The sequence below is a fragment of the Streptomyces cylindrosporus genome (assembly GCF_022698165.1).
Lineage (GTDB): Bacteria > Actinomycetota > Actinomycetes > Streptomycetales > Streptomycetaceae > Streptomyces > Streptomyces cylindrosporus.
In genome coordinates this window covers 102,749-118,184 of the sequence record NZ_JALDAY010000004.1, presented here as the reverse complement: position 1 = coordinate 118,184, position 15,436 = coordinate 102,749, and the positions used below count along the sequence as shown (strand labels likewise).

Here is a 15,436-nt window from a genome sequence, read left to right as displayed (position 1 = left end):
CGGCATCCCGCGTCTGATCAGATCATCCTCACCGCCGCCCGCTAAGTTGCCTGCCATGAGTGAACTCGGTCCCGTCGCCTGGCCGCCCGCGCCGATCAAGACGGAACGGCTTGTGCTCCGGGAGTCCGAGGCGTGGGACCGGGCGGCGTACATCGAGTTGTTCGCCTCGGTGGAGGTGGGGGTCTATCTCGGGGGGTCCAGGTCGCGCGACGAGCTTGAGCGGGTCGTGCCCGAGGTGCCGGGGCGGCGGCCCGGCGTGTTCGTGATCGATCTCGGCGGGGCGATGATCGGCACGGTGAGCATCGACCGGCGCGACGCGGCGCGTCCGGGGCATGTCCGGCCGGGTGGCGGGGAGGCCGAGCTGGGTTACATGCTCCTGCCTCGGGCGTGGGGGCACGGGTACGCCGCCGAGGCGTGCGCGGCCGTACTGGAGTGGTTCGCCGAGACCGCCCCCGCCGAGCCGGTGGTCCTCTGCACCCAGTCCGCCAACACCCGCTCGATGCGCCTCGCGGCCGGGCTCGGGTTCACCGAGGTGGAACGCTTCGAGGAGTTCGGCGCCGAGCAGTGGTTCGGCGTGCGGGACGCGGGCGCGCCGTACGGCGCAGCACGGCCGTGAGAACGCCCCCGACCACGCGCCATTGTGCGCAGGTCAGGGGCGTTGTCAGGAAACCTACTTCTTCTTGCCCTGGGTTTCGACCGCCCGTATTTTGGCGCTGATCAGCGGGGCGGATACTTCAACTGACCTGCGGTCGATTGGTTGTTGGTGGTTGTTGTCTGTCGTTGCTTGTTGACCTCGGAGGTTCCAGACAGGTTCCGGGCCCTGGCTCGCTCATGATCTGCGGCCGATGAGGCTATCCGCCTCTCCGCCCCTCATGTGTCTGCCTGAAGGGCATCGGCTCGGGATAACAGGGCGAGGTTTCCGACCGTGTGCCGCTACCGTCTTCGACATGACGACCGGCTCCCGCCCGCGCTTCTCCGTCCGTGTCGGGCTATCCGAAGCGCCCGAACACGACGGCCCCTTTGAGGACGTCCCCCGGCACCTTCTCACGCCGCTCCAGACCTGGGTCAACGACTCACTCCGCTACCAGGGGTATGCGCAGGAGAGTGAGGCTCGTGCCATCTGCCTGCGGCTGCGCATCTCTGCCGACCAAAGCGTGCATTCCCATTACGACTCGGCTTACCTCCGGTCGCTTAGGGAGGCGGTTGGCACCCAGTTGCTGGACGTGGTGGACGAGATTCTGCGCCTCCCGGACCTGGAGGGGTGGAAGGTTGACGGGCTCAGCAGCATCCTCGACGACGCCGGATCGGCATACCGGGTCAACCAGGCCGGTGATGGGCTGGAGGAGCGGGTAACGCCAGCCGTGCGTGACGCGGTCCACCAGACGATCGCTGACGCTGCGACTGGGTCTAATGCTGGGTCGGCCGCCGACCATCTCAGAGAAGCCTGGCAGGCAGCCTACGGGCGTGGCCCGGACCCGGTGCGCGCGTACAGCGAGGCGATCAAGGCGGTGGAGTGCGCGGCACACGCCGTCATCCAGCCCAACCACGCCAAAGCCACCCTCGGCACCATGCTGGGCGAGATCAAGAACGCCCGGCACAAGTTCAGCGCGGCAATCCCCTCCCCGACCGGTGATTCGATCGTCCCGGCGGAGGCCATGATGCGGGCACTGTGGGAGGGACAGACCTCACGTCACGGCGCCCAAACCGCGACCGTGCCCGAGACCCTGGAGGCCGCCCGAGCCGGAGTCCACCTCGCCGCAGCCCTGGTGCAGTGGTTCGTCTCCGGATCCGTCGTCCGCACACCCTGAGGTTTTGTGCTGAGACGCGGCTCCCCTGCGTCCACGCTGTTGCCCCCTACCGGGCTGCCCGCCGCGCACAAGCAAGAGGAGCACCCGCGCACGGCGTGCTCCTCTTGCTTGTGCGCGGCGGCCGAGCCGCCACCGCGAGTCGTTAGGCCCGCTAACGTTAGCGGCTCCGCTAGCAGGCATCCCTTACATTTGAGCCGCTATCGCTAGCGGCGAGGGTTGCTAACGATAGCGACCCTGATAGCGACCAAAATCGCAGGTGACCAGGGCGTTAGCAGATAGCGGCCGATCGTCACACCCCCCGAACCGGCCCGATGCGGGCTCCCGAGAGGGCGGCCCGCGCTGCTATCGCCCGAGGCTTTCTCCCGACGACTCAGGCATCGCTCTGGGCTGCCCGGTACGCCTCGTACTGAGTCCAGGCGCGTTCGAGCGTCTCGATGGCCCGATCAATGGCGCCGCAGTCTTCAAGGTAGTCAAGTTGGCCCTGCCGTCCCTTGCGTGAGGGCCAGTCTGGGTCAGCGGAGACGTCCCGAGCGAGATCCCCGATGGCGTTCTGCTGGTCGGCATGGGTCTTCAACCACACTGTGAAGCTCTTCGGCTTGGGCATGTCGGCATCCTTCCGCCGCCGTGCCGCAACAAACCCAATGAGGAGCGGCTTACGGCCGCGCATCCCGTGGCGCTCGCTCCGCTCGCGCGTCGGCCGCCGTCGAAGGCGAGCACCGTGCGCGACTCCGACACCCTCCCACGCAGCCGCGTTCGGTCAGGTCGAGGACGGCCAGTTCAAACCTCCGGCATACGCACGTCTCAGGGCTGCGTTGGCATCCGCGTAGACAGACTTCTTGCGACCCCAGCCGTATTCGACGATGTAGCCGTTTCCGTCCACGATCGTCCAGGACAGGGTGTTGAACCACCAGAACGGCATCCACGCCAGAGTGCGCACTTGTAGGTCGATGTGGAACCAACCGACCGGCGGCGAGGAGTCGGGCGCCGCATCTTCCACGGGGATCGTTCCTTTCGGACGGATCGGCGGGCGCCTATAGGCGGGGGCCCGATACGCCTTCTCCCATGGTCACTCTGAGCAGGCGACGAGAGGGAGGGGCGCGCCGTCGTAGTCGCCGTGGATGCCCAAGACGAAGGAAGGCGCTCGGCAAGGCACTCCGGCCCCAAGATCGGTCGGGCTGAGGTTCCAGGGAGGTTCCAGGGCACGAAAATGCCTCCCATCCGCGCCGTATACGCAGGTGGGAGGCATGATCACAAACCCTACTTCTTCTTGCCCTGGTTCTTGACCGCCTCGATCGCCGCCGCGGCCGCCTCCGGGTCCAGGTAACGGCCGCCCGGGGTCAGCGGCTTGAAGTCCGCGTCCAGTTCGTAGTACAGCGGGATGCCCGTCGGGATGTTCAGGCCCGCGATGTCCGCGTCCGAGATGCCGTCCAGGTGCTTGACCAGGGCGCGGAGGCTGTTGCCGTGGGCCGCGACCAGGACCGTGCGGCCGGCCAGGAGGTCGGGGACGATGCCGTCGTACCAGTACGGGAGCATGCGGACGACGACGTCCTTCAGGCACTCCGTGCGGGGGCGCAGCTCCGGGGGGATGGAGGCGTAGCGGGGGTCGGCGGACTGGGAGAACTCCGTGCCGTCCTCGAGCTGCGGGGGCGGGGTGTCGTACGAGCGCCGCCACAGCATGAACTGCTCCTCGCCGAACTCCGCGAGGGTCTGCGCCTTGTCCTTGCCCTGCAGGGCGCCGTAGTGGCGCTCGTTCAGGCGCCACGAGCGGTGGACCGGGATCCAGTGGCGGTCCGCGGCCTCCAGCGACAGCTGCGCCGTGCGGATCGCGCGCTTCTGGAGGGACGTGTGGACCACGTCGGGGAGAAGGTCGGCGTCCTTCAGGAGCTCGCCACCGCGGACTGCCTCCTTCTCGCCCTTCTCGTTCAGGTTCACGTCCACCCAACCGGTGAACAGGTTCTTCGCGTTCCACTCGCTCTCGCCGTGGCGGAGGAGGATCAGCTTGTACGGTGCGTCGGCCATGGGTCAGAGCGTAATCCACGCATTCGCCCCCGTGGCGGGCCAGCCCAGCAGCCGGACGATTGACGGCATCTGTTAATTCAGTGGCCAGGGACGACCCCGTCTTCGTAAGTTCGTCGTAAGTCACGCTTGCCGCGCCTGCCACTTACACCAGCCGAGCCGTCCGGGGGTCCTCCATGTCCACAGCCAGTCTCAGACGCGCCGCCCGCGAGACCGTATCCGGGCTGCCCCGGGCCTTCTGGTGGCTGTGGACCAGCACCCTCGTCAACCGCCTCGGCGCCTTCGTCGCCACCTTCATGGCGCTGTATCTGACCCTCGACCGCGGCTACTCCGCCTCCTACGCCGGGCTCGTCGCCTCCCTGTACGGCCTCGGGGGCGTGGTCTCGTCCATCGGCGCGGGTGTGATGACCGACCGGCTCGGGCGGCGGCCCACCCTCGTCATCGCCCAGTCCTCCACCGCCGCCTCCGTCGCGCTGCTCGGCTTCGTGCGGGATCCGGTCGCCATCGCCGCGGTCGCGTTCCTGGTCGGCATGGCCTCGAACGCCTCCCGGCCCGCCGTGCAGGCGATGATGGCCGACATCGTGCGGCCCGAGGACCGGGTGCGGGCGTTCTCGCTCAACTACTGGGCCATCAACCTCGGCTTCGCCGTCTCCTCGGCGGGCGCCGGCTTCATCGCCGAGTACAGCTACCTCGCCGGCTTCCTGATCGAGGCCGGCATGACCGCCGTGTGCGCGCTGGTCGTGTTCCTGAAGCTGCCCGAGTCAAGGCCGCAGCGCACGGCCGTCGAGAAGGCGGCGGATCACCGGGTCGGGCTCGGGACCGTGCTGCGCGACGGGCGCTACATGAGCGTCGTCGGCCTGTCCTTCCTCATCGCCCTCGTCTTCCAGCAGGGCGCGGTCGGACTGCCGGTCGCGATGGGCGACGCCGGGTTCACACCGGCCGACTACGGCATGGCGATCGCCGTGAACGGCGTACTGATCGTCGCACTGCAGATCCCCGTCACGCGCTTCATCGAGCACCGGGACCCGCGGCGGCTGCTGGTCGTCTCGGCGCTCCTCGCGGGATACGGCTTCGGGCTCACCGCCTTCGCCGGGTCGGTCGGCGTCTTCGCGCTGACCGTCTGCGTCTGGACCCTGGGCGAGATGATCAACGCGCCGACCCAGACCGGCCTCGTCGTCCGCCTCTCCCCCGTGCACGGGCGCGGCCGCTACCAGGGCATGTACACGCTCTCCTGGTCCGTCGCCGCCCTGGTCGCGCCGCTGATGTCCGGCTTCGTCATCGACCGGTTCGGCGCGGAGTGGCTGTGGGGGACCTGCGCGGCGGTCGGGACGGTCGCGGCGGTGGGGTACGGGGTCCTGATGCGCCGGCTGCCGGACGAGGAGCCGGCCGCGGAACAGGCCGTACCGGCAGCCAGGGCCGAGATGGCCACGGGCTGACCGAGCGGACCACTTGCACTACGGGGACGGGTTGAAATACGGCGACGGGCCCCTTGCCGAACTTCTCCTTCGGCAAGGGGCCCGCTGCCCTGGCTACGGCCGGAATCAGATGCTGACGTGCACGCCGACCTCGTGCGGCAGGACGCCGAGCGTGCCGCCGAGGGCGCCCAGGGCCGTGGCCTTGACCGAGTCGACCTCGGCCAGGAGGGCGTCGCTGCTGAGGGCCGTCGAGCCGGCGGTGACGGTGGCCGAGGGGCTAACGCCGCCGGCGACGGTGTCGAGCTCGGCGTCGGAGATCTCGACGGTGTGGAGCTGGGGAGCGGAGTTCATGACGAAACTGCCCTTCGCGCGGTGTTTCACATGGGGGAGGCGGCCGCGCTGAGTGGGGGGACAGACGGCGGGCCGCGGTGCGCAGGATCAAACCACGCGGCGTGCCGGGCAGCCAGTCCGGATCCGTGCGGGACAGGGCAGTTGGGCGGGTCGGCGACCGAAGCGTGGTGGCGTGCACACGAGTTGGTGCCGGGTTCTCTACACGCGGCGCCGCACAGCGGGCGTACAGCTGTTGCCAGGGTGGACGCGAACGGGACAACTCCGCACCAACGGAACCCGCCCGTCGCACGGTTGCGCATTGACTGTGCAGATTCGGGGGCGGACACCGTCACGGGTGCATCCGCGCCCCCTTGATCGCCTTGTCCACGGCGTTCTTCGGCCCGTAGAGGGCGATGCCCACCAGGTCCAGCTCGCCCGTGCCGACGGCCCGTACGGCCGCCCGGTTGTCGCGGTCGTTGCCCGTCGCGAACAGGTCGGAGGTGAACACCGCGCGCGGGAGGGAACGGGAGAGCACGCGCGCGTGGGCCGCGGTCAGCGTCTCCTTCGTGCCCTCGAAGACCAGCACCGGCTGCCGGAACATCGGCAGGTACCGGACGCCGTCCGCGTCCTCGTAGGGCTCCCCGATCACCTCGGGGACCTGGCTGCCCAGGCCGCTGACCAGGAACGCGGTGACGTTCAGGCGCTGCCAGGGCTCCAGGTCCTCGCGCAGCAGCACGGCGATCTTGGTGTCGAAACGGACGGGTGCGTCGGGGGCGTCGGGTGCATCGGGTGTGTCGTTCATACTCCGAGACTGGCGGGCGTCGTACGGGCCGGTCTTGTACGTTCTTTGCATGGCCGGTCAGCGTCCCCAGCAGGAGGTCTCCGCCTGGCGCCCCCGGATCCCCGGTGTCGTGGAGGTCTTCCACGCGCACTTCACGGAGTACGCCTATCCGATGCACGTGCACGAGGCGTGGACGCTGCTGATCGTGGACGACGGGGCCGTACGGTACGACCTCGACCGGCACGAGCACGGCACCCCGCACGACACGGTCACCCTGCTGCCGCCGCACATCCCGCACAACGGCTCGCCCGCCACGCCGCACGGCTTCCGCAAGCGGGTCGTCTACCTCGACGGCACCCGTCTCGCCGAGGACCTGATCGGCCCCGCGGTCGACGGCCCCGACCTGCGCGACCCCGTGCTCCGGCGCCGGGTCGCCCAGCTGCACACGGCGCTCGCGCACGCCGGCGACGAGCTGGAGGCGGAGAGCAGGCTCACGCTGATCTCCGACCGTCTGAGCACCCTTCTCCGCCCGCGCCCGACCCCGGGCCCCACCCGCCCGGACCCCGCCCTCGCCCGCCGCCTCCGCGAACTCCTCGACGAGCGCATCACCGACGGCCTCACCCTCGACCAGGCCGCGGCCCTCGTCCACGCCCATCCGGCCCATCTGGTACGGGCGTTCAGCACGGCGTACGGCATCGCCCCGCACCAGTACCTCAACTCCCGCCGCGTCGACCGCGCCCGCCGCCTCCTCCTGGACGGCCTCCCGCCGACCGAGGTCGCCTCGGCGACGGGCTTCTTCGACCAGTCCCATCTCACGCGCCACTTCCGGAAGTTGGTGGGGGTGACGCCGGGCCGGTACGCGGGCGAAAAGCGGCGGCGCCGCGATGACCCCACCCCATAGGGTCCGGCCATGGACTGGCACGCGTGGCACGACACGTACACCCGAGCGGACTCCCCCCTCCTACAGCGCCTCGCGGCCGTCCAGAACCGCGTCCGCGACGCCCTCGACACCGCGCCGCCGGGCCCGCTCACGGCCATCAGCATCTGCGCGGGCCAGGGCCACGACCTGATCGGAGCGCTCACCGAGCACCCACGGCGGCACGACGTGCGCGCCCGGCTGGTCGAGCTGGACGAGCGGAACGTGGCAGAGGCCCGCCGCGCCGCGGAGGCCGCCGGCCTGCCGGGCATCGAAGTCGTCGCCGGGGACGCGTCGTCGACCGACCACTACGCCGAACTCGCCCCCGCCGACCTGGTCCTGATCTGCGGTGTGCTCGGCAACATCACCGACGCCGACGTCGAACGCCTCCTCGACCAGTGCACCCGGCTGTGCCGCACGGGCGGCACGGTCGTCTGGACGCGCAACAGGAAGGACCCTGACCTGGTGCCGCAGGTGTGCTCCTGGCTGGAGGAACGCGGTTTCGAGCGGCTGTGGTTGTCCGAGCCCGCCGTCAAGCAGGCCGTCGGGGCCCACCGGTTCGGCGTGCGGCCCCGGCCGCTCGTGCCCGGGCAGCGCATGTTCGACTTCGTCGGTTACGACGTCCTGCGTCGGCCCTGAGTCACAACTCCCGCTGGGCCTCGTACAGGTTCCGCGGCCGTACTACACCCGTAGTCGGGTACAGCTCCAGGCGGGAGTGCAGATCCCCCGTGAAGTCCGGGACGTCGATCTGGTCGAAGTCCGTGACCTCGTTCACCGCCACCGTCGCGGAGTACGGAGCCAGGCCGTCGATCTTCATCAGGCCCGCGCGGCCGTTGGTGACGCGGACGTTCCAGTGGGTGAAGCGGGCGCCGAAGAGGGGGCCGGCGTTGGCGTCGCCGCCGTGGCGGCCGTTGTTGTCCACCGTGATGTCGGTGCGGACGTTGGCGAAGGGCAGGCCGCGGTGGGAGTCGAAGGTGCCCATCGCCATCGAGCCGCGCGACCAGACGTTGTAGGAGGACAGGCCCTCGACGTTGATGCCGTGGAGCTGGGTGTCGGAGGGCGCCGGGACCGTGCGTTCCTCGATCGTGAAGTCCTCGATGAGGTTGTCGTGCGAGCCCTCGCGGCAGAAGTACGGGTGGTGTTCGCCCCGGCCGCCGACGCGTGTGCGGCGCAGGGTGCAGGAGGAGGCGGCGACCAGGCCGAAGCCGTTGTCGACGTTGCGGACCGTGACGTCGTCCACCCAGCAGTCGTACGCGCACTGGAGCGCGACCCCGTTGTAGCCCTTGTCGAGGAGGTGCGGGGACTGAGGGGTCTCCATCACCTCCAGGGTCAGGCCCTCCACCCCGGCGCCCGTCAATTCACGTACGTGTGTGGTCAGTTGGGGATTCCACTCCGGGCGCAGGTCCAGTGGCAGCGGGCGTTCCAGTACGACCGTGCGGCCGCGCACCCGTGCTATGCGCACCGGCCATTCGTAGGGGACGTACGACAGCAGCTTGGTCTTGTCGGTCCAGTAGTACGCCGCCGGGCCCGGGCCGCCGCCCGACATGTGCTGAAGGAGGGTGTGGGCCGGGTCGTCCGAGATGCGGAGCAGGACCAGGGAGCCGGGGTGCAGGCGGGAGGGGTCGGCGACCTCGACCGTCCAGTCCCCCTGCCGTGCCGGCTCGACCGGCGTCAGCGGCTCCCACTCGTCCCGCTTGTTGCCCGTCCAGCCCTCGAACGGCCACGCCTGCGCCCTGATCGCCGCGACCAGGGAGTCCCAACGCGCCTTCGGCGCAAGCCAGATCAGGCCGCCCGCCCAGGACCACGCGGACTTGGTGCCGCCGTAACGGGAGCCGTACACGCCGATGAGCTCGGTGAGGTTCTTCGTCGCGTACAGGGTCGTACGACCGCTGCCCGCGCCGCGCAGCACCACGTTGTCGTACCCGACCTGGATCAGGCCGTCGATGCGGAAGGTGCCGGGCGGGATGGAGACCGTGCCGCCGCCGGCCCTTCCGGCGGCGGCGACGGCACGGTTGATCGCGGGGGCGCAGTCCGTGACGCCGTCGGCCACGGCTCCGTACGCGCGCACGTCGGCGACGACGGGACGGCGCGGGAAGCGGCGGGCTCCGCCGCGGCAGCCGGCGCGGCCGACGTACGGGATCTGCGGGTGGGTGAAGGGGGTGCGGGTGAACTCGTGCCACAGCTGCGGGACTTCGGTGGAGGCGGCCCGTGCCGTGCCGGTCGTCGCGCCGAGGGCCACGGCCGTGGCTCCGCCGAGCAGGGCCCGTCTGGTGAGATGCGCAGTACCCATGTCCGTACGCCCTTCCATGCCGCTCTTCATGGATGTGAACGACGTTCAGATGTGCGTTGGCCGTGAGCATGCCACGACCACCATGGGGAGGGAAGACGTCAGTCAGCAGAACGCTGGGTCAGGTGCGTGAACGCTTCGAGGTTCCGCGTCGACTCGCCGCGCGCGATCCGCCACTCGTACTCCTTGCGGATCGCCGAGGCGAAGCCCAGCTCCAGGAGGGTGTTGAAGGCGCCGTCCGCCGCCTCCAGGACCTGGCCGAGGAGGCGGTCGATCTCGTCGGGGGTGACGGCGGAGAGCGGGAGCCTGCCGGTGACGTAGACGTCGCCGAGCCGGTCGACGGCGTAACTCACCCCGTACAGCTTGAGGTTGCGCTCCAGGAGCCAGCGGTGCACGCCCGGCTCGTTCTCGTCGGGGTGGCGGATGACGAAGGCGTTGAGGGAGAGGGAGTGGCGGCCGACGAGGAGGGAGAGGGTCGTCTTCAGCTTGCGGGTGCCGGGGAGCTGGACGACGTAGTTGCCGGGTGCGGGGCTCTCCCACTCCAGCTCGGCGTCCTTCAGAACCCCCTCGATGACCTTCTGCACATCAGCCATGGTGGGAGCGTACGCGACGCCGGTACGACTGCATCGCGGCCGTGTAGACGTCCGCCGTCGCGGCGGCCGCGGTGTCCCAGCCGAAGGACTGCGCGTGCCGGGCGGCGGCCTCGCCGAGGCGGTCCGTGAGGTGCGGGTCGTCGCCGAAGGCGCGCAGCACGCGCGCGTACTCGGCGGGATCGTGACCTCGTACGAGGAAACCGGTCCGTCCGTCGCGCACGGCGACCGGCAGCCCGCCCACCGAGGCCGCGAGCACCGGCGTACCGGCCGCCTGCGCCTCTATGGCGACCAGGCCGAAGGACTCGCTGTAGGACGGCATGACCAGCACGGAGGCGGCCCGGAACCAGTCGGCGAGCTGGTCCTGATCGACCGGCGGGCGGAAGCGGACCACGTCCGCGATGCCGAGGCGGGCCGCGAGCTTCTGCAGGCCCTCGGGCTTGGCGAGACCGCTGCCGCTGGGGCCGCCGACGATTGGGACGACCATCCGCGAGCGCAGCTCGGGGCGCTCGTCGAGGAGGACGGCGACCGCGCGCAGCAGGACGTCCGGGGCCTTGAGGGGCTGGATGCGGCCCGCGAAGAGGGGGATCAGCGCGTCCTGCGGGAGGTCGAGGCGGGCGCGGGCGGCGGCGCGGCCGTCGGCCGGGCGGAAGCGGTCGAGGTTGACGCCCGGGTGGACGACGGCGACCTTGCCGGGGTCGGCGCTGTAGTGCCGTACGAGCTCGTCGGCCTCTTCGGAGGTGTTCGCGATGAGGCGGTCGGCGGCGGCGACGATCTGGGTCTCGCCGATGACGCGGGCGGCCGGCTCGGGGGTGTCGCCGTCGGCGAGGTTGGCGTTCTTGACCTTGGCCATGGTGTGCATGGCGTGCACGAGCGGGGCGCCCCAGCGCTGGGCGGCGAGCCAGCCGACGTGGCCGGAGAGCCAGTAGTGCGAGTGGACCAGGTCGTAGTAGCCGGGGCGGTGGCCGGCCCAGGCCTGCATCACGCCGTGGGTGAAGGCGCAGAGCTGGGCGGGGAGGTCCTCCTTGGCGAGGCCCTCGTAGGGGCCGGCGTCGACGTGGCGGACCAGGACGCCGGGGGCCATCTCGACCTTCGGCGGCAGGGCGGCCGTGGTCGCGCGGGTGAAGATCTCGACCTCGATGTTGATCGCGGCGAGGCGCTGGGCGAGCTCGACGATGTAGACGTTCATGCCGCCCGCGTCGCCGGTGCCCGGCTGGTGGAGCGGTGAGGTGTGCACGGAGAGCATGGCGACGCGGCGCGGGCGGCGGTGCGGCAGGCGCAGCCGGTGGGGTGCGGCCTGGGAGCGCCGACCGAGCCTGCTGACGTACTGGCTCACGTGGCGGTCCTCCTTGCAGCGGGCATGCCTGAGGGAGGGTGTGGGGCGCCCTCCAGGGGGTGCAACAGCGGAGGGACGGGTTCCCATTCCGGGCGGGATGATTTTTGCCGAGACATTACCGAGGGTCGCTCAACCGTTCGAGGGTGGTGTGCGTAGCGGCCGCCGGGTGAGGTGCGTGGCGGCCACGGCCGCCCGCTTACCCTCGTACACATGACATCCCGCGCCGCCCACCGCCCCGTGGGCACGGTCACGCGCGGGACCACCAACCCCAACCGGCTGCGCCGCATGGACCGCTGGATCGCGGCCGCGCACGGCGCCGAACTGCGCCGCGCCGCCGACCCCGTGGCCGTCGACCTCGGCTACGGCGCCGCCCCCTGGACCGCCGTGGAGCTGCTCCAGCGGCTGCGCACCGTCGCTCCGCACGCGCGCGTGGTCGGCATCGAGATCGACCCGGCGAGGGTCGCGGCCGCACAGCCGTACGAGCGCGACGGGCTCGCCTTCCGGCACGGCGGCTTCGAGATCCCGCTCCCCGGACGGCCGTTGCTGATCCGCGCGGCCAACGTCCTGCGCCAGTACGACGAACCGGAGGTCGCCGGTGTCTGGCAGCGGCTGTGCGCGCGGCTCGCGCCGGGCGGCCTGCTGGTCGAGGGCACCTGCGACGAGATCGGGCGCCGGCACGTGTGGGTCGCGCTCGGCCCGGAGGGTCCGCGCACGGTCACCTTCGCGACCCGGCTCGGCTCGCTGGACCGCCCCTCCGACCTCGCCGAGCGCCTGCCGAAGGCCCTCATCCACCGCAACGTCCCCGGCGAACCGGTGCACGCCTTCCTCCGCGACTTCGACCGCGCCTGGGCCGCCGCCGCGCCCTACGCCTCCTACGGCGCCCGCCAGCGCTGGCAGCGGGCGGTGCGCGAGCTGACGGCCGACTGGCCGGTGACGGACGGGCCGGTGCGCTGGCGGCAGGGCGAAGTCACCGTGGCCTGGGAGGCGTTGGAGCCCCGGAGCTGACCGGGCTCCTACGCCCTGACCTGCGGGGAACGATCTCCGTGAGTCGTTCGTCACAAAGGCGGGGAGATCGTCTTTCGGCGGCTTACGACGACGGCGAGGGGGGAAGTCCGAATTCCGACTGGCTCTGTCGTTTTGCGCGTCGGCGTGGCACGATCCCCCAGGCGTCCGTAAGTTACTGACGGTAAATCAGGTTGGGGGAGCCGTATGGGCACGGGCAAGCGCGGACTGGTCGCGACGGCCGTGACGGTGGTCTGCGCGATCACGGTGCTGGCCGCGCCGGGCACTGCCTTCGCGAGCCCGGACCCGACCCCCTCGGCCTCCGCGTCGTCGACTCCCGTGTCCAACAAGGACCTTGAGGCCGTACGCGACAAACTGGACAAGCTGTATCACGACGCGGCGGTCGCCACCGACTCGTACAACGCGGCCGAGGAGCGCGCCAAGCAGCAGTCCGCGGCGATCGTCGGGCTGGCCAAGGAGATCGTCAAGGGCCAGCGGAAGCTGGACGAGCTGAAGAAGCGCGCGGGCGCCGCGGCCGCCGCCCAGTACCGCACCGGCGGACTGCCCGACGAGGCACAGCTGCTGCTCAGCGACGACCCGCAGGAGTTCCTCGACGGGGCGGGGCGGGTCATGCAGGGCGAGCGCGCGACCAAGGGCCTGATCGCCGAAATGACCCAGACCCAGCAGGACTTGAAGCAGTACGCCGCGGACGCCGCCGAGCAGTGGAAGCAGCTGGAGGCCAACCGCAAGGCGAAGGACGCCGCCCGCAAGAAGATCAAGAAGCAGATCGCGGCGGCCGAGAAGCTGGAGTCCCAGCTGGAGGCGGAGGAGAAGGCGCGCCTGGCCGAGCTGGAGGAGGAGGCCGCCTTCAAGGCGCAGACCGCCTGGCTCGACTCCGGGATCCTCGACGAGATCAAGGGCAAGGCCTCCGCGCAGGGCAAGAAGGCGGTCGAGTTCGCGACCAAGCAGATAGGAAAGCCGTACGTCTGGGGCGCCGAGGGGCCCGACTCGTACGACTGCTCGGGGCTGACCTCACAGGCCTGGGCGAGCGCCGGCCGGCCGATCCCGCGCACCTCGCAGGAGCAGTGGAAGCAGCTCAAGCACATCGACATCAAGGACATGCGCCCCGGCGACCTCATCATCTACTTCGACGACGCGAGCCATGTCGGGATGTACATCGGCGACGGCGCGATGGTGAACGCCCCGCGGCCGGGGCGCACGGTGTCGATCGTGGGCGCGGGCTCGATGCCGATCCTCGGGGTGGTACGACCGGACGCGTGAGCGTTCGGTCTCCGGGTGTTCGGGCTCCGGGTGTCCGGAGCTCGTGGGCCTTCCGCCTCGGGCGCCCCGAGTTCGTGACCGCGACCACGTGACCCAGCACACGTCCGCCCGCTCCCAAACCCCCAGTGGACGTGACCTTCGTCATCCCCGCTGGTGGGGCACCCTGTCCAACTGCGGTACGGAACGCGGCATATGACAGTGGCCGGTGTGCGGGCGACGTGGCTCACACCATTCCGTTCGCCCGCCGACAACCGCTATGGTCCCCGTCGGTGGATCGAGACCCTCGCTCCGCCGCGCCCTCGGGGGGAGGGAAGGAACTCAAGACGATGCCCGCACCCATACCGCGGCAGAGAGCAGTCCCGGCCGCGGAGAGCGGTCAGGCGCCCGCCGCGCACCGAGGCGGCACCTCCAAGGAAGCGGCCCCGAGCAAGGAAGCCACGGTCGACACCAACGCCGCCCCCACCCAGCTGACGCTGCTGCTGATCGAGGACGATCCCGGCGGCTCCACGGTCGTACCCGAACTGCACGACTCGGCCGGCCGGCCGATCCGCGTGCGCACCGCGCGCAACCTCACCGAGGCGGAGCGGCTGCTGACCGACGACGTCCACTGCATCCTGCTCGACCTCGCGCTGCCGGCGCCGGGGCGGGCGGCCGCCGACGGGGACGAGCTCGCCGTGCTCAAGCACGTGCTGGAGCTCGCGCCCCGGCACGCCGTGCTCGCCCTCGCCCCCTCAGGTGACGCCGAGCGCGGCGCGGAGGCGGTGCGCGTGGGCGCGCAGGACTATCTCTTCCGGGACGAACTGGACGGGCGGCTGCTGAGCCGGGCGATCCGTTACGCCGTGGAGCGGAAACGTTCCGACACGGCGGAGCGGCGGCTCGCCGAGGGCCGGGTGCGGGCGCAGGAGAACCGGCGCCTGGAGCGCGGGCTGCTGCCCACGCCGCTGCTGGACGGGTCGCCGCTGCGGTTCGCCGCGCGGTACCGGCCGGGGCGGTCGCGGGCGCTGCTCGGCGGGGACTTCTACGACGTCGTACGGACGCCGGACGGGACCGTGCACGCCATGATCGGCGACGTGTGCGGGCACGGGCCGGACGAGGCCGCGCTGGGTGTCGAGCTGCGGATCGCGTGGCGGGCGCTGACGCTGGCGGGTCTGTGCGGGGACGAGCTTCTCGGGACCTTGCAGCAGGTGCTGGAGCATGAGCGGGCCGACGACGAGATCTTCGCGACGCTGTGCACGGTGGACATCGCGCCGGACGGGCGTCGGGCGGGGTTGTGCCTCGCCGGGCATCCGTCGCCGTTGATCGCCCGGCCGGGGCGTCCGGCGAAGCTGCTGCCGTACGACAACAACGGGCCCGCGCTGGGGCTGCTGCCCGGGGCTCGGTGGCCTCGGATGCAGGTGGAGCTGGGGCGGGAGTGGAGCCTGATGCTCTATACCGACGGGCTGATCGAGGGGCGGGTCGGGGCGGGGATGGAGCGGCTGGGGCAGGACGGGATGGTGGAAATCGTCCGGCGTCTGCTGTCGGAGGGGCTGAGCGGGGAAGGGTTGCTGCGGGCCGCAGTCAATGAGGTGCGGGAGCTCAATGGGGGCGAGCTGACGGACGACGTGGCGGTATTGCTGTTGGATCGGGGGGCCTGAGCGGAGACTCGCCGTTGGTGGATCGGTCGTGTGCCGACTG

The 15,436-nt window shown here is 70.9% G+C and carries 16 protein-coding genes; 8 read left to right on the top strand and 8 right to left on the bottom strand.

Going from position 1 to position 15,436, the window contains the following annotated elements:
* The first annotated feature begins 55 nt into the window (after window positions 1-55).
* The gene (locus MQP27_RS13340; protein ID WP_242765270.1) at window positions 56-616 is read left to right on the top strand and encodes a GNAT family N-acetyltransferase; all 561 of its coding nucleotides are present in this window, start codon (window positions 56-58) and stop codon (window positions 614-616) included.
* 331 nt (window positions 617-947) lie between these two features.
* Window positions 948-1,808 carry a hypothetical protein gene (locus MQP27_RS13335; protein ID WP_242765269.1) on the top strand — a complete coding sequence of 287 codons (861 nt, stop codon included), beginning with the start codon at window positions 948-950 and terminating at the stop codon, window positions 1,806-1,808.
* 370 nt (window positions 1,809-2,178) lie between these two features.
* Here MQP27_RS13335 and MQP27_RS13330 read toward each other — a convergent pair whose 3' ends face one another.
* The 3 genes from MQP27_RS13330 to MQP27_RS13320 form a co-directional block, all read right to left on the bottom strand.
* Window positions 2,179-2,412: a YozE family protein gene (locus MQP27_RS13330; protein ID WP_242765268.1), complete on the bottom strand. Its 234-nt coding sequence runs from the start codon at window positions 2,410-2,412 to the stop codon at window positions 2,179-2,181.
* 153 nt (window positions 2,413-2,565) lie between these two features.
* Window positions 2,566-2,805 carry a hypothetical protein gene (locus MQP27_RS13325; protein WP_242765267.1) on the bottom strand — a complete coding sequence of 80 codons (240 nt, stop codon included), beginning with the start codon at window positions 2,803-2,805 and terminating at the stop codon, window positions 2,566-2,568.
* A gap of 260 nt (window positions 2,806-3,065) precedes the next feature.
* On the bottom strand, window positions 3,066-3,827 hold the full coding sequence (locus MQP27_RS13320) for a phosphoglyceromutase (RefSeq protein ID WP_242765266.1): 762 nt from the start codon (window positions 3,825-3,827) through the stop codon (window positions 3,066-3,068).
* A gap of 173 nt (window positions 3,828-4,000) precedes the next feature.
* On the opposite strand from MQP27_RS13320, the gene MQP27_RS13315 reads away from it, so the two are divergent.
* A complete protein-coding gene (locus MQP27_RS13315; RefSeq protein ID WP_242765265.1) occupies window positions 4,001-5,260 on the top strand; it encodes an MDR family MFS transporter in 1,260 nt (419 codons plus the stop codon).
* A 105-nt stretch (window positions 5,261-5,365) separates the two neighbouring features.
* On the opposite strand, the gene MQP27_RS13310 is transcribed toward MQP27_RS13315, so the two are convergent.
* Both MQP27_RS13310 and MQP27_RS13305 read right to left on the bottom strand, forming a co-directional pair.
* Window positions 5,366-5,590, bottom strand: a complete 225-nt coding sequence (locus MQP27_RS13310; protein WP_242765264.1) for a hypothetical protein — start codon at window positions 5,588-5,590, stop codon at window positions 5,366-5,368.
* A 328-nt stretch (window positions 5,591-5,918) separates the two neighbouring features.
* Entirely contained in the window at window positions 5,919-6,371 is a 453-nt protein-coding gene (locus MQP27_RS13305) for a DUF2000 domain-containing protein (RefSeq protein WP_242765263.1), read from the bottom strand.
* Between the two features lie 49 nt (window positions 6,372-6,420).
* Here MQP27_RS13305 and MQP27_RS13300 point away from each other — a divergent pair, with 49 nt between their 5' ends.
* Window positions 6,421-7,251, top strand: a complete 831-nt coding sequence (locus tag MQP27_RS13300) for a helix-turn-helix transcriptional regulator (RefSeq protein ID WP_242765262.1) — start codon at window positions 6,421-6,423, stop codon at window positions 7,249-7,251.
* 9 nt (window positions 7,252-7,260) lie between these two features.
* The gene (locus MQP27_RS13295) at window positions 7,261-7,905 is read left to right on the top strand and encodes a class I SAM-dependent methyltransferase (protein WP_242765261.1); all 645 of its coding nucleotides are present in this window, start codon (window positions 7,261-7,263) and stop codon (window positions 7,903-7,905) included.
* A 1-nt stretch (window position 7,906) separates the two neighbouring features.
* On the opposite strand, the gene MQP27_RS13290 is transcribed toward MQP27_RS13295, so the two are convergent.
* From MQP27_RS13290 to mshA, 3 genes are all read right to left on the bottom strand, one after another.
* Window positions 7,907-9,556 carry a glycosyl hydrolase family 28-related protein gene (locus MQP27_RS13290; RefSeq protein WP_242765260.1) on the bottom strand — a complete coding sequence of 550 codons (1,650 nt, stop codon included), beginning with the start codon at window positions 9,554-9,556 and terminating at the stop codon, window positions 7,907-7,909.
* A 98-nt stretch (window positions 9,557-9,654) separates the two neighbouring features.
* The gene (locus MQP27_RS13285) at window positions 9,655-10,146 is read right to left on the bottom strand and encodes a type III secretion system chaperone family protein (protein ID WP_242765259.1); all 492 of its coding nucleotides are present in this window, start codon (window positions 10,144-10,146) and stop codon (window positions 9,655-9,657) included.
* Window positions 10,139-11,479: a D-inositol-3-phosphate glycosyltransferase gene (gene mshA / locus MQP27_RS13280; protein WP_242765258.1), complete on the bottom strand. Its 1,341-nt coding sequence runs from the start codon at window positions 11,477-11,479 to the stop codon at window positions 10,139-10,141. The genes MQP27_RS13285 and mshA overlap by 8 nt, the downstream gene beginning before the upstream one ends.
* Window positions 11,480-11,689: 210 nt before the next feature.
* Here mshA and MQP27_RS13275 point away from each other — a divergent pair, with 210 nt between their 5' ends.
* The 3 genes from MQP27_RS13275 to MQP27_RS13265 all read left to right on the top strand — a co-directional run bounded on the left by MQP27_RS13275 (window position 11,690) and on the right by MQP27_RS13265 (window position 15,396).
* Window positions 11,690-12,484: a class I SAM-dependent methyltransferase gene (locus MQP27_RS13275; protein WP_242765257.1), complete on the top strand. Its 795-nt coding sequence runs from the start codon at window positions 11,690-11,692 to the stop codon at window positions 12,482-12,484.
* 204 nt (window positions 12,485-12,688) lie between these two features.
* A complete protein-coding gene (locus MQP27_RS13270) occupies window positions 12,689-13,762 on the top strand; it encodes a C40 family peptidase (protein WP_242765256.1) in 1,074 nt (357 codons plus the stop codon).
* A 326-nt stretch (window positions 13,763-14,088) separates the two neighbouring features.
* A complete protein-coding gene (locus MQP27_RS13265; protein WP_242765255.1) occupies window positions 14,089-15,396 on the top strand; it encodes a PP2C family protein-serine/threonine phosphatase in 1,308 nt (435 codons plus the stop codon).
* Window positions 15,397-15,436: the final 40 nt, after the last annotated feature.